Source organism: Streptomyces xanthii (assembly GCF_014621695.1).
In the GTDB taxonomy this organism is placed as follows: domain Bacteria; phylum Actinomycetota; class Actinomycetes; order Streptomycetales; family Streptomycetaceae; genus Streptomyces; species Streptomyces xanthii.
On record NZ_CP061281.1, the window covers coordinates 7,617,403 to 7,630,359 of the forward strand.

The following is a 12,957-nucleotide window of genomic DNA, read 5'->3' on the forward strand; positions in this document are numbered from 1 at the left end:
GGACCGAAGGACCCCATGGACTTCATCTTCATGCTCACCCGCGACGACCGCACCGTCACCGACTGCCTCGACGTCCTCGACACGATCGAGGACCTCGGCATCACCCACATCGGCTTCAAGGACGTCGGCGCCGACCCCGGCACCCTCGCCCGACTCCACACCCGCATCAAGGACATGGGAGCCACCACCTACCTCGAAGTCGTCAGCACCCACAGGGACCAGGCGCTCGCCTCCGTACGCACGGCCGCCGACCTCGGCGTCGACTGGCTGATGGGCGGCACCTGGATCGAGGAGACCCTCGCTCTCCTGCACGGCACGTCCATCGGCTACCTGCCCTTCGCCGGCGAACCCCTCGGGCACCCCACCCGCCTCGCCGGCACTCCGGACCGCATCGCCGCCGACTGCCGACGAGCCGAAGCAGCGGGCTGCGCGGGCGTCGACCTCCTCGCGTACCGCGCCACCGACGCCGACCCGCTCGACCTGGTCCGCGCCGCCCGCGCCGCCATCACCGGCCGCCTGGTCGTCGCGGGATCCATCACCGGCGCCGACCAGATCCAGGCACTCGCGGAGGCCGGAGCCGACGCCTTCACCATCGGCTCCGCCGCCTTCGACGGTTCGCTCCAGCCCCACGCCGGCACCCTCCGCTCCCAACTGGCACCCGTGGTGGGTCTGTAGCCCGGACCGCGGTTCGACGCGCGGACCGTCCTTGCTCGCATCACCCACGGCAGCCGATCATTCAAGGATGAGACCCGAAGTTCAGGCCTTCGTCGCCGACGGCCCCCTCCCCGGCTGGGACACGGACGACGACGAGCTCGTCGACCGCCGCGGCCGGCAGATCGACGCCATCTCCGCACCGGTCACCGCCGACGAGGCGCACGCACTGGCCGCCTGCTTCGGCCCCGACGACTGCTACGGCGTCGCCTGGTCGCTGCTCCACCTGATCGAGACCGGCCCGGGGCCGCTGCCGCCCGTGACACGCCCGGGACCCGACGCCGACGTCTGGCACGTCACGCTCTGGAACCGCTGGGGAGACCCGGGATCCACGAACTGATCACCGCCCCGCGCAGCCCTACGCTGGGGTCCATGGTCGAGAAGCCGCAGGTCAAATCCTGGCAGGAGATGCGCGCATGGCAGATCGGGCTGCTGGAGCGAGCGACGGGTGAGTCGCTGCCGGTGTGGACGGACCGGATCCGCGCGCGGGCGGCCGGGAGCGAGGCGGAGCTGCGGGAGTGGCTCGAGCGGCAGGGCGTGCGCGGGTACGCGCAGATGCTGCTGGTGCACGAGACGTTCGGCTACCCGGACTTCCTCCTCAAGGGCGCGGACGAGCTGATCGACGGGCAGTACGCGGACCGCCCCGCGTTGCGGCCCGTCCTCGACGCGGTGCTGCTGCGCGCCGCGGAACTGCCGGTCGTGACCGTGCAGGCGCGCAAGACGTTCGTGGCGCTCGTCGGGCCGCAGCGCACCTTCGCCCGCGTGCGCCCGACCACGCGTGGCCGGGTCGACGTCGGGCTGAGGCTGCCGGGGGAGGAGCCAGGCGGGCGTCTTGCGGTGGCGAAGGGATTCGGCGACGAGATGGCGTTGCGGGTCGCCCTCCAGGAGGCCGGCGAGGTGGACGAGGAGTTCGCGGCGATCCTGCGCCGCGCCTACGACGCGAACCTCTGAGCGCGACTCCCCGTCCGGTGTTCCCGGTGCCGGCTCACGCCGGCAGGTGTCAGGCCCCGCTCCGGCCCATCCACTCCTCCTCGTAGGCCGCGTACGTGCCGTCGTGCGTGGCGAGATGCACGAACTGGTCCACGTACTCCCTGAACGGGTCGTCGCCGCGCGGCAGCGCGTACGACTTCTCGGAGAAGGTGAAGGGCTGCTCAGGGTGGAGGGAGCACAGCTCGGGGTGGATCTTGGACTGGTAGAGCGTCTCGCTCGCGTCGGTCATCATCACGTCGGCGCGGCCCTCGATGATCTCCTGGAAGATCGTTGTGTTCTCGGGATGCAGCTTGATGGTGGCCTGATGGATGTTCGCCCGGGTGAACTGCTCGTTCGTGCCACCGGGGTTCACGATGACGGTCGTACCGGCCTTGTCGATGTCCTTCAGTGTGCCGGCACCGAACTTCTCCTTGTCGGCGCAGCGCACGACGGGTGTCTTGCCGTCCTGCCGGGTCGGTTCGCTGAAGTACACCTGGCGGGCGCGGGGCAGGGTGATGGAGACGCCGCCGACCGCGATGTCGCAGCGACCCGCGGCCACGTCCTTGGTGACGTTCGCCCAAGTGGTGGCCACGTAGCGGGTCTTGGCGTCGAGGCTCTTCGCGAGGTTCTCGGCCATCTTGATGTCGACGCCGCTGTAGGTGCCTTCAGCGGGGTCGAGGTGGGTGAAGGGCCGATAGTCGCCGGTGGTGCACACCTTGAGGACGCCGGTCCGGGGGACGGAATCCAGGAGAGTGCCGTGCGGGTGGCCGCCGCCGCGGGCGGTGGTCCCGGGTGACGCGGGCGCGGCGGCGGTGAGGGAGAGGACGCAGGCCAGGGCGGACAGGCAGGCGGCGCGCTTCATCAGGGCGGCTCCTTCGCGGGTGCCCAGGCGACTGCCTTGCCCGGGCGTCTACGGCATGACGGGCTTGATCACCTTCGCAGACCGTGTGCTTCGGCAACACTCCCCGCGACGTCGGTATCGGCTCGCCCGCCGGAGTCATGCCTCCTGACGGGCCATCAGTACCTCGAGAGCGTCGTCGAGATAGGCGGTGAACTCGCCGCCCTCCAGCGGGGGCAGCACCGAGGGCGCTGCGTGGGCGAGTTGGGCGTGGCCGAGGTAGGCGGTGTACGCCAGCAGTCCGCGGCGGCGGGCTTCCGGTTCGGGAAAGCCGAGGTCGCCGAAGAGTCGGGCGAGGTAGTCCACTCTGCGCTCGGTCACCCGGCGCAGGGCGGCCGCGACCTGGGGTTGTGTCGCGGTGGCAAGCAGCGCGACCTCGAGCGGGTTGGTCGTGGCCGAGGTGATGGCTTCGGAGAAGAGCAGACGGATCCGCTGCCGGGGGTCCGGTTCCGCCTCGACCTCGCTGATGGTGCCCTCGGTGTTGAGCTGTTCCCAGCGGTCGAGTGCGGCCTCGATCAGTGCGGCGCGGTTGGCGAAGTGCCAGTAGAAGCTGCCTTTGGTGGTGCCGAGCCGGGCCGCGAGGGGCTCCACGGCGACGGCGGCGATGCCGCCCTCGCCGATCGCGGAGAGTGCCGCGTCCGCCCAGTCCTGTGCGGTCAACCGCGCTTTGCCGTCCTGCCGTCGCTGCCGTTGCGTCATCTCCATACGCTACCGTATGGTCGACCATACGCAAGCGTATGGAGGTAGACGATGACCGCGGTACGCAACGTCCACGAGCGTGTGATCGACGCCCCCGCGGCAGCCGTCGGGGCTCTCCTCGACCGCCTCTCCGCCGCGGACGACCCGATCTTCCCGACACCCGCCTGGCCGCGGATGCGCCTCGACCGCCCGCTCGCGGTGGGCGCGGACGGCGGGCACGGCCGGATCCGCTACCACGTCACGGCGTACGAACCCGGGTCCCGCGTCCGGTTCGACACCCCGCCGGGCGGCGGTCTCGACGGATACCACGAGCTGACCGTCGCACCGCTCGGCGCCGAACGCTGCCGCGTGCGCCATGTCCTGGAGTGCGAAGTACGCGGCGCCGGCATCCTCCAATGGGGCCTGGTCATCAGGCACCTGCACGACACGATGATCGAGGAGATCTTCGACAACATCGAGCGGGCCGCGGCCGGCGGCGTCGCCCGCCCCGTGCGCTGGTCGCCCTGGGTACGGCTGCTTCACCGACTCACCTGGGCCCGCCCCCGAGCCGTCGGGACACCGGCGGAGGCCCGGCTGATCCGCTCCTCCGTCGACCGCCCCGACTACGTGGACGCGTACCGGGTGGACCTCCTTCCGGGGCTGCCGCGCGACCCGGCGGCCTGGACCGGCGTCCTGCGCGACGCCTTCCCCGTCCTCGCCCGAGACGACGGCGAACTCCTCATGGACGTGAACACGGCAGGCCTGACGGCCCGCGCCTCGATCCTCGTCGATGACCGCCACGTCACCCTCAGCACGGCCGTGAAGACCGACAGCCCGCGCGCACGCGCCTATTGGGGTGTGGTGAAGCTCGTGCACCCCGTCATGGCCCGCACCATGCTCCGGCGGGCCCATCGCGCATTGGCCCTCGCAGCGCCCAGCGCGGGGGAACGCGCACAGGCGCAGTCTCCGGCGCCCGAGCGGTCATAGAGTCCGGCACACCGACAACGGTGCCCCTCCCCGGCGGGGAGGGGCACCGTCGCGAGCTCGGCCTAGCGGCTGAGGGTCAGCGTCTGCTCGCCCGGGGTCCGGGTGCCGCCGGTGCCGCCGGAGGCGTCCCAGTAGCGCGGCGGCGTGGTCTCGGCCGCGCGGGCGGTGTCGGCGGACAGGCCCAGGACCAGGCCGCTGTACCGGTTGACCAGTCGATACGTTCCCGTGGACGTACCGTCGGCCGTGGTGTTCCGCAGCACGAACCACTGCTGGCCGACCGAAGGCACGCCTTGCTTGGCCGCTGTCACCGAGGGGGCGGCGCCCCAGGCTCGGCCCGCAGTGGACCGCGAGTCCACCCCCAGCAGGTTGCCGGAGGCGTCGTTCGTGATGCGGTACGAGCCGTCGCCGTTCGCGGTGAACGTCCACGACGCACGGTCCCCGCCGCTGCCGGCCGGCACGGAGGTCGCGGCGGAACCACCGGACACCTGGGCCAGCACGCGACCGTTCGCGCCGGCGATGCGATAGCCGGCGCCCTCGTCCACGGGGACGGCGGGCCGGTCGGTGTCGATGCGCAGGTTCACGTACTCGGAGTACGAGTCGTTCGAGCAGCCGTAGGAGCAGTAGGCACGGAAGTCACGGCCGACGATGCGGGTGCTGGTCTTGTTCGCGCTGTCCAGGAACCAGCGGTACCAGGAGGCGGTCGTGTAGCCGCCGGTGTCGCCGAGCAGCCGCCACTTCTGCGTCGACAGGTCGTCGGTGGCGTAGATCTGCTGCGGAGCGTTGCCGGACTGGTCGACGCCCTGGGGCTCGCCGATGTACAGGCCCAGATGGGCGTTGTAGGTGATGTCCATGACGAACAGCGGCGAGGTGGGTGGCATGGATCCGGCCGCGACCTGCTGGTTCGCCGTGCCGGGCGTCGCCGGGTCGTACTCCTGCGCGGCCGGGGTGTACCCGGTGGGGTGTGCCGCGTCCACCGGGACCATGTTGCTCTCCAGGCCACCGTCGCCCGGCTGGGACCAGGAGCCGTCGTACCACTTCTGCCAGGAACCGGGCGCCATCTTCGCGGAGATGGGAGCGCGGGCGACATGCCCGTGGAAGACCCGCCAGCCGCCGTTCTTGTCGACGATCCGCGAGCCGTAGAAGACGTAGAAGTAGCCGGACGCCGTGTCCGTGAACAGGCGTGGGTCTCCGTCGCCGTAGTGGTACGTCTGCTGCGGGAACGCGGAGGTGTCACCGCGGACCGTGCTGTACGGCGAGGTGATCACGTGGTCCTTGATGGTCCAGGTGCGGCCCTGGTCCTTCGACACGGCGTAGTCGATGCCGTCGAAGTGCGAGCTGTCCCCGAAGGGCTGCGGGGTGAACTCGTTGTGCACCAGCCCGTACCAGTCGCCCGTGTCCGGGTCGACCCACACTCCGGCGAGGTCGCAGTAGTTCTTCTGCGCGTAGGAGGATCCTGCCGGGGCGAAGCTGGACTCGCGCCCGGTGGGGCTGTTGTTGCAGCGCGCGGTCGTGTCGTCGTTGCGGTCGGTGGGATCGGACGGATCGGCCGACTTGCTGAGCGACTTGTTCAGGGACGCCGTGTCGAGGTCGGCACCGGAGTAGAAGTTCCACTTGCGGGGGTCGGTCGCACCGTAGAGGGCGTGCGAGGACTGGAAGTAGAAGGTGCCGTCCTTGTCGATGTACGTACCGGCCGGAGTGTCGTCGGGGTGCGACCAGCGCCCCTTGGCGCCGACCGTCACCGTGTACGTGGCGCTGTCGGCGGTCGCGGTCGGGACGAGCGCGGCGAGGCCGCTCACGGCCACGGCGGCCGCGACGAGTGTCCGCAGTCGTCTTCTGCTGGGGAGTGGCACGCGTTCTCCTTCGGTCCGGTGGACATCGGCCGACCGGTCTCGCGGGGTCGTGGGTCGACGTCCGAAGGATCTGCCGGTCGGCGAGCGGTGCCCATGGACGAACGCGGGTCACTGGTTGGACTTTGCGGATCCCGCACGGTCGCCGCGCGGTGAAATCCACCGGCTGGTTCAGCCGGCGTCGGCCTGCGCAGGAGAACGCCGCTCGGCCTTCGCCGCGGAGCTGCGCACAGCGAGGAGTGCCACGCTGACGTCGGCCGCGGTCCGGGGGTCGGAGAGGGAACGGCCCGTCAACTCCTCGATGCGGCGCAGGCGGTAGCGGACCGTGTTGGGGTGGACGAAGAGGCTCTGCGCGGCGTCCCCGGCCGAACCGCCGGCGGCGAACCAGTGCTCCAGCGTCCGCAGCAGGCGCGAGGACTCCGCCGCGGGCAGCCCGAGCACCGGTCCCAGAACCGCCCGCATCAGGTGCGCGGCCTCCGTGGGCGCGGCGGCGACCACCATCGCCAGCGGATCGTCGTCGTACCGCACCACCCCGGCGCTCGCGCCCTGAGCCGACAGAGCCAGGCGGGCGAAGCGCAGCGCCTGCGGTACCTCCGCGAGCGACGCGAAGAGCGGACTGAAACCCACGCGCGCGCCCGACCGGCGCAGGACGCGCAGGCACGTCTTCTCGGACGACTCGGCCGGCAGGGCGATCAGACCGAGGTACTGGTCGGGCAACGACTCCCAGACCGACGGCAGTTTCGCCCGGAGCAATGCCGCTTCCGTGTCGGCGAGTCCCTCACCCGTCGAAGTGACAGCCTCCGCGACGACCACCGCGTACGGTCCGTGCTCCGGCAGCCCCAGCTCTCGCGCCGCCTCCCAGAGCGTGCGGTCGGTGGTGACGCCCGCGAACAGGGACGACACCACCGCGGAGCGCCTCGCCTGCATGCGGGAGGTCAGTTCGGTGGACGCCTCCCGGTACGCCGACGCCACCGCCTCCGCGAGCAGACCGAACAGGGACCAGAAGCGCGCGGACTCGGAGACCAGGTGGTCGTCGGTGACCTCCGGGTGACTGCGCGCCTCCGCGAGAAGCTCCGTCCACAGCAGCTCGGTGCCGATCCGGTACGCGTGCAGGGTGTCCGCCAGCGGCACGCCCTGTTCGGCGCGGGCCCGACCGGTCTGCCGGGCCGAACTCACGTCGAGGGTGCCGCCCTGCCACAGGTGGTTGAGGACGAGATCCGCGTTCGCGGCGCACGAGCGGGACAGCGACTGCCGGGTGATCAGGGAGTCGTCGTTGTAGGACGCCACGTCCGAGCGGATCCGCAGGGCCATGCGCTCGCCCAGTTCCGGGAGCCGCGACCGGAGAGCGGCGGCCACACCTGAAAGCAACATCTCTGCAGCTTAATGCCCCAGGATTGTTCTGGGAGACAAGGGAGAGGGGCGGATGCTGTCCGCGGGGCCATAGGGGGTGACCCGGATCCGACTGCAAGATGTCGGCGATGTAAACATCTTGCGTTCCATGTGACGGAGGCGGGTCATGGCCAATCTGGCAGCGTTCCTCGAGGAGACGGCTCAGCGGCATCCCCAGCGCTCCGCGCTGCGCCTGGGCGAGCAGGTCATCACGTACCGGGAACTGAACGAGCGCAGTGCCCGTGCCGCCGCCCTCCTCAGGGCCGAAGGCGTCCGGCCGGGGGACCGGGTCGCCCTCATGCTGCCCAACGTTCCCGAGTTCGTCGTCCTCTACTACGGAGCCCTGCGCGCGGGCGCGGTCGTGGTCCCGATGAACCCCCTGCTCAAGACCCGCGAGGTGGAGTTCCACCTCGCCGATTCGGGTGCCGTGCGGCTCTTCGAATGGCACCAGGCGCCGGGCGAGGGCGCGCAGGGCGCGGCCGCTGCCGGCGTGCGGCACACGACCGTGGAACCCGCATCGTTCACCGCGGCGCTGGCCCCGCACGAGCCGCTGTGGGACGTGGCGGAGGCCGAGGGCGAGGACATGGCCGTCCTGCTGTACACCTCCGGGACGACCGGGCGCCCCAAGGGTGCCGTCCTCACGCACGCCGGACTGCGGCACAACACCGAGGTCAACGGCATGCACATCCAGCACCTCGTACCGGAGGACGTGGTGGTCGGTTGCCTGCCGCTGTTCCACATCTTCGGGCAGGTCTGCACGATGAGCGCGGCTGTCCGCAGCGGCGCCTCCCTCGTCCTGATCCCCCGCTTCGACCCCCAGGCCGTCCTGGACGCCATCGCCCGCGAGCGGGCCACGGTGTTCGAGGGCGTGCCGACCATGTACGCCGCGCTCCTGCAGAGCCCGTCCGGCGCCGACGTCTCGACCCTGCGCATGTGCATCTCCGGCGGAGCGTCCCTGCCCGTGGAGATCCTCCAGCGCTTCGAGAAGCGCTTCGGCTGTCAGGTGCTCGAAGGCTTCGGCATGTCCGAGACCAGCCCAGTGGTGACGTTCAACCACCCCGACCGGCCGCGCAAGGCCGGCTCCATCGGCACCCCCATCCGGGACGTGGAAGTGCGGCTCGTGGACGCCGCGGGCGACGACGTGCCCACGGGAGAGATCGGCGAGCTCGCGGTCCGGGGGCCCAACGTGATGAAGGGCTACTGGAACCGCCCGCAGGAGACCGAGGCCGCGATCCCCGACGGCTGGCTCCGCAGCGGCGACCTCGCCCGCGCGGACGAGGACGGATATCTGTACATCGTCGACCGCAAGAAGGACATGATCATCCGCGGCGGCTACAACGTCTACCCGCGCGAGATCGAGGAAGTCCTCCACGAGCACCCCGCCGTGGCCATGGCGGCGGTGCTCGGCGTGCCGCACGCCGAACTCGGTGAGGAGGTCACCGCGGTGGTCGTGCTGCGCCCCGACGCGCACGCCGAGCCGGACGAGTTGAGGGAGTACGTCAAGGAGCGCGTGGCTGCCTACAAGTACCCGCGCCAGGTCCGGATCGTGGACCAGCTTCCGCTGGGGCCCAGCGGCAAGATCCTCAAGCGGGAGATCGCCGTACCGCTGGGCTGATCACACGTCCGACGAGCAGGAAACCGCCCGGGGACCAATGTCAGGGAGCCGACGTCAGGGAGTCGGCAGTCCCGGGCCGGTGCAGTGCACGTCCGTCCGCGGCACCGTCCCGCCGATCAGGTACGCGGCGGTGGCCCGGTCCACGCACGGGTTGCCGCGGCTCGCGAACACGCCGTGCGAGTAGTCCTCGCGGAGGGTGATCAGGCGGGAGCCCGGCAGCCGGTGCCGTAGTTGACGTGCTCCTTCGATCGGTGTGACGGGGTCGTGCTCGGAGGCGACCAGGAGGACGGGCGGCGCTGCCGGGCTGCCGAGCGGCGTGCGCCGGTGGGGCCTGTGGTGCCAGTAGGCGCAGGCGGCGGCCTCCCAGCCGGTCAGGACCGGCTGCGGGTCCTCGCGACGGATGCGGTGCAGGTCCGCGATGACGCGGGACGGTGTGGGGCCGGGGCCGTCCGCGCACTTCACCGAGCGGTTGGCGGCTTCGAAGGTACGTGAGCCGGGGTTGCCGAAGGGTTCCGCGGGGCGCAGCCCGGCTACGCCGCCGTCCCGCAGGTAGGCGCGGACGCCGTCCGCCAGCGGGGCCCAGCGCTCGGTGCGTCCCAGGGCGCGATACACGGCTCGGTCGAACTCGGCCGGCCCGAAGCCGTCCTGGGGCCGGGCGGCGAGCCCGCGGCGGGTCCGCTCGTAGGCGGAACGGACCGCGGCCGCGTCGCCTCCGAGGCCGAAGCGGTTCTCGTGCCGGGCGGCCCAGGCGAAGAACACCTCGCGCTGACGCAGGAGTTCACGACTCTGCCGCACGTCGAAATCGTGCCAGTCCCACGGGCCGACGACGCTGTCGAGCACCATGCGGTCGACGCGGTGCGGGAACCGGGCGGCGTACGCGGCGCCGAGGTAGCTGCCGTAGGAGACCCCCAGGAAGCTGGTCCGCGACTCCCCGAGCGCGGCGCGGACGGCGTCCATGTCGCGGACGGTCGCCGCGGTCGAAAGGTGCGGCAGGGCGTCCGCGACGCCGGCGGCGCAGTCGTCGGCCATGCGGTCGAGGGAGGCGAGATACGTCTTCTCCGCGGCCTTGCCGACGGGCACGGGGTCGGCGCCCGGACTGTCGAAGAGCCCGCCCGTCGCGCCGCAGTCGGCGGGGGCGCTGTGCCCGGTGCCGCGCGGGTCGAAGCCGATGACGTCGTACGCGCGCCGCACGCTCTCGGGAAGCTTGGCCCGCTTGGTGACCGCGTAGGGGAGTCCCGAGCCGCCCGGCCCGCCGGGGTTGACCAGCAGGATGCCGCGCCGTTCCCCGGGCGTACCGGAGGCGGGCACCCGCGAGACGGCTATGCCTATGCGTTTGCCGCCGCCCGGCTCGTCCCGGTCGAGCGGCACGTCGAGCGTGCCGCATTCGACGCGGTCGGGCGCCGGCGGCGTGGGCACCGACTCCGGGCAGGCGCCGAAGCGGAGCGAGGCCGAGGGGTGAGCTCCGGTGTGCGTCTCGGCGGATTCGGTGCGTGGCGCGGGAGCTGCCCGGGTGGGCGTGGAGAAGGTGGCGAGGGTGGCGGCTGTGGCGGTGAGCGCGCACAGGACGCGGCGGGATCGAGCGGCAGGAGTCACGGGAGTCACGTTCCAGGAGGCGGGGTGCCGGCGCGGAGTCGCACCAGCGAGATGACAATGAAAACGATTGTCGATAAGGTCCCTCTCGGTCAAGCCGGTGCGCGGGCCGAACGCCACCACCGGCGTGGCCGAGCTGTTCAACCACGCCGAAAAAAGGGGGCTGTTGTGGCACATCTTCTGATGGTCGAGAGCTGGGTCGGGTCCATGAGCAGACTGCTGCCACGGGCCGTGCGAGAGGCAGGGCACGAGTTCACCTTCCTCACCCGCGACCTGCACCACTACCTGCGCTCCGCACCCGAGGGCACCGCCCACCCGCTGCTCGGGGCGCGCCACCTGCTTACTGCCGAGACCAACGAGACCGACGCGCTTCTGCCCTTCGTCGAGCGGACCCACGAGGCGCTGCGGTTCGACGGCGTGATCACCTCGTGCGACTACTACCTGCCGACGGCCGCACGGATCGCCGACCGTCTCGGCCTGCCCGGGCCCACCGCCGAGGCCGTCGAGACGGCCTGCCGCAAGGACGCCACGCGTCGCGCGCTCGCCGCATCGGGAGTGCCCGGACCACGCTTCGCCCGGTGCGCGAGCCTGGCCGAGGCCGCCGAAGCGGCCCGGGGGATCGGCTACCCACTGGTGCTCAAGCCCGTGGACCTGTGCGCCGGCATGTTCGTGCGCCGCGTCGACGACGAGACCGCGCTCACTGCCGCCTACCGGGCGCTCGACGGCTTCCCCGTCAATGCCCGCGGGCAGCGCCGGAACCCCGTCGTCCTGCTCGAGGAGTTCCTCCAAGGGCCCGAGGTCAGCGTCGAGACCGTGTCGTACGCCGGGAGCGCGCGGGTCGTCGGCGTCACCGACAAGAGCGTGGGCGGGGCTCCCGCCTTCATCGAGACCGGCCACATGTTCCCCGCCGCGCTCCCGGCGGCGGACGTCGAAGCCGCCGTGGACACGGCCGTACGGGCCGTCAAGGCACTCGGCCTCGACGAGGTCGTGGCCCACACCGAGATCAAGCTGACCGCCGACGGGCCGCGCGTGATCGAGGTCAACCCCCGGCCCGCGGGCAACCGCATCACCGAGCTCGTCCGCCACGTCACCGGCATCGACCTCGCCGCCGCGGCGGTGGACGTGGCCCTGGGACGGCAACCGGATCTGAGCCGCCGGCCCACCGGCCTGAGCAGCGCCGCCATCGGCTTCCTCGTACCCGACCGCGCCGGAACGCTCACGGCCATCGACGGGTCCGACCGAGTGCGGTCGGCGGACGGACTGTTGGAGCTCCAACTCGCCGAGCCCGGCAAGGCCGTGAAGGTCGCGGGCAGCAACAACGAGTACCTCGGCCACGTCATGGCCGGTGACGCGGACGGGCCGGGCGCCCGCGACCGCGTCGAGACCCTGCTCACCGCACTCCGTCCCCGTGTGGAGGCCGCCCGATGACCACCCTCACGGACATGGGCGAGCCGGCCGTACGGGCCGCCGCCTCCTCGTACGACGACCTCGTCCGCGCCGTCCTGGACGGGGAGTTCGGCCCGGACCCGCGCGGTGAGCGGATCTCGGTGGCGTTCACCACGCGGCAGGCGGTACGGCACGAAGGACGCAGCGGCGGCTACCGCAACGAGGTCCTCAGCCTGCGTTTCGGCGAGGCCGTCGGCTCCTGCGCGGTCGAGCCCGGGGAACTGCCGGACGGCGCCGTCGAGGAGTGCGTCGGCGCGGACATCGCCGGGCTCCTCGGCCACGAGCGGCTTGCGGTGCGGGTGGCGGCGCTGGACGCGTATCTGATGCGCGCACGCCCGCACGCGCCGGAGCAAGGAGCGCGGCCCTTCCCCCTGCCGGCCGGTACGTCGATCGAGAAGTCGCGGGTACGGGCCCGGGCGGTCGTGGACCTGATCGACACGGAGCCCGGGGCCACCGTGCTCGTCGTCGGCGTCGTCAACTCCCTGCTCGAGGCACTACGGGCGCGCGGACTGAGGTACGTGCCCTGCGACCTCAAGGGCGGCACGACCGAGTGGGGCGAGCCCGTCCGCACGGACGCCCTCGCCGAGCTGGACGCCTGCGACCTCGTGCTCGCCTCGGGAATGACCCTCGGCAACGGCACCTTCGAGCCGCTGCGGGAGCACGCCCTGCGCCACGACAAGCCTCTGGTGATGTTCGCGCAGACCGGCAGCGCGGTGCTGCCCCGGCTCATCGGCGCCGGAGTCAGCGCGGTCTGCGCCGAGCCGTACCCCTTCTTCTGGCTCGACGGCGGCCCGGGGACCCTTCACCGCTACGGAGCCGCGCGGTGA

General features: G+C 71.8%; 12 protein-coding genes. 7 read left to right on the forward strand and 5 right to left on the reverse strand.

All coding sequences use genetic code 11. The features are described from left to right. Window positions 1–15 precede the first annotated feature (15 nt). From IAG42_RS34640 to IAG42_RS34650, 3 genes are all read left to right on the forward strand, one after another. A complete protein-coding gene (locus IAG42_RS34640) occupies window positions 16–675 on the forward strand; it encodes a HisA/HisF-related TIM barrel protein (protein WP_188340904.1) in 660 nt (219 codons plus the stop codon). A 67-nt stretch (window positions 676–742) separates the two neighbouring features. Further along, window positions 743–1,051: a hypothetical protein gene (locus tag IAG42_RS34645; protein ID WP_188340905.1), complete on the forward strand. Its 309-nt coding sequence runs from the start codon at window positions 743–745 to the stop codon at window positions 1,049–1,051. Between the two features lie 32 nt (window positions 1,052–1,083). Next, window positions 1,084–1,662, forward strand: coding sequence for a DUF5655 domain-containing protein (locus IAG42_RS34650; RefSeq protein ID WP_188340906.1), 579 nt, complete (start codon window positions 1,084–1,086; stop codon window positions 1,660–1,662). Between the two features lie 49 nt (window positions 1,663–1,711). Here IAG42_RS34650 and IAG42_RS34655 read toward each other — a convergent pair whose 3' ends face one another. Both IAG42_RS34655 and IAG42_RS34660 read right to left on the reverse strand, forming a co-directional pair. Continuing rightward, entirely contained in the window at window positions 1,712–2,542 is an 831-nt protein-coding gene (locus IAG42_RS34655) for a transporter substrate-binding domain-containing protein (RefSeq protein ID WP_188340907.1), read from the reverse strand. Between the two features lie 135 nt (window positions 2,543–2,677). Continuing rightward, window positions 2,678–3,283 carry a TetR/AcrR family transcriptional regulator gene (locus IAG42_RS34660; RefSeq protein WP_188340908.1) on the reverse strand — a complete coding sequence of 202 codons (606 nt, stop codon included), beginning with the start codon at window positions 3,281–3,283 and terminating at the stop codon, window positions 2,678–2,680. A 45-nt stretch (window positions 3,284–3,328) separates the two neighbouring features. On the opposite strand from IAG42_RS34660, the gene IAG42_RS34665 reads away from it, so the two are divergent. Beyond that, window positions 3,329–4,243 carry an SRPBCC family protein gene (locus IAG42_RS34665; protein ID WP_188340909.1) on the forward strand — a complete coding sequence of 305 codons (915 nt, stop codon included), beginning with the start codon at window positions 3,329–3,331 and terminating at the stop codon, window positions 4,241–4,243. Between the two features lie 62 nt (window positions 4,244–4,305). On the opposite strand, the gene IAG42_RS34670 is transcribed toward IAG42_RS34665, so the two are convergent. Both IAG42_RS34670 and IAG42_RS34675 read right to left on the reverse strand, forming a co-directional pair. After that, complete coding sequence (locus IAG42_RS34670; protein ID WP_317453352.1) at window positions 4,306–6,093, reverse strand: RICIN domain-containing protein; 1,788 nt, start codon at window positions 6,091–6,093, stop codon at window positions 4,306–4,308. A 168-nt stretch (window positions 6,094–6,261) separates the two neighbouring features. Further along, window positions 6,262–7,461 (reverse strand): PucR family transcriptional regulator, encoded by a 1,200-nt coding sequence (locus IAG42_RS34675; RefSeq protein ID WP_223206299.1) that lies wholly within the window; start codon window positions 7,459–7,461, stop codon window positions 6,262–6,264. A gap of 145 nt (window positions 7,462–7,606) precedes the next feature. On the opposite strand from IAG42_RS34675, the gene IAG42_RS34680 reads away from it, so the two are divergent. After that, entirely contained in the window at window positions 7,607–9,094 is a 1,488-nt protein-coding gene (locus IAG42_RS34680; RefSeq protein ID WP_188340910.1) for a long-chain-fatty-acid--CoA ligase, read from the forward strand. 54 nt (window positions 9,095–9,148) lie between these two features. On the opposite strand, the gene IAG42_RS34685 is transcribed toward IAG42_RS34680, so the two are convergent. Continuing rightward, on the reverse strand, window positions 9,149–10,687 hold the full coding sequence (locus tag IAG42_RS34685) for an alpha/beta hydrolase (RefSeq protein WP_223206300.1): 1,539 nt from the start codon (window positions 10,685–10,687) through the stop codon (window positions 9,149–9,151). A 165-nt stretch (window positions 10,688–10,852) separates the two neighbouring features. Here IAG42_RS34685 and IAG42_RS34690 point away from each other — a divergent pair, with 165 nt between their 5' ends. After that, complete coding sequence (locus tag IAG42_RS34690; RefSeq protein WP_188340912.1) at window positions 10,853–12,112, forward strand: ATP-grasp domain-containing protein; 1,260 nt, start codon at window positions 10,853–10,855, stop codon at window positions 12,110–12,112. 14 nt (window positions 12,113–12,126) lie between these two features. Further along, window positions 12,127–12,957, forward strand: coding sequence for a Rossmann-like domain-containing protein (locus tag IAG42_RS34695; RefSeq protein ID WP_394811296.1), 831 nt, complete (start codon window positions 12,127–12,129; stop codon window positions 12,955–12,957).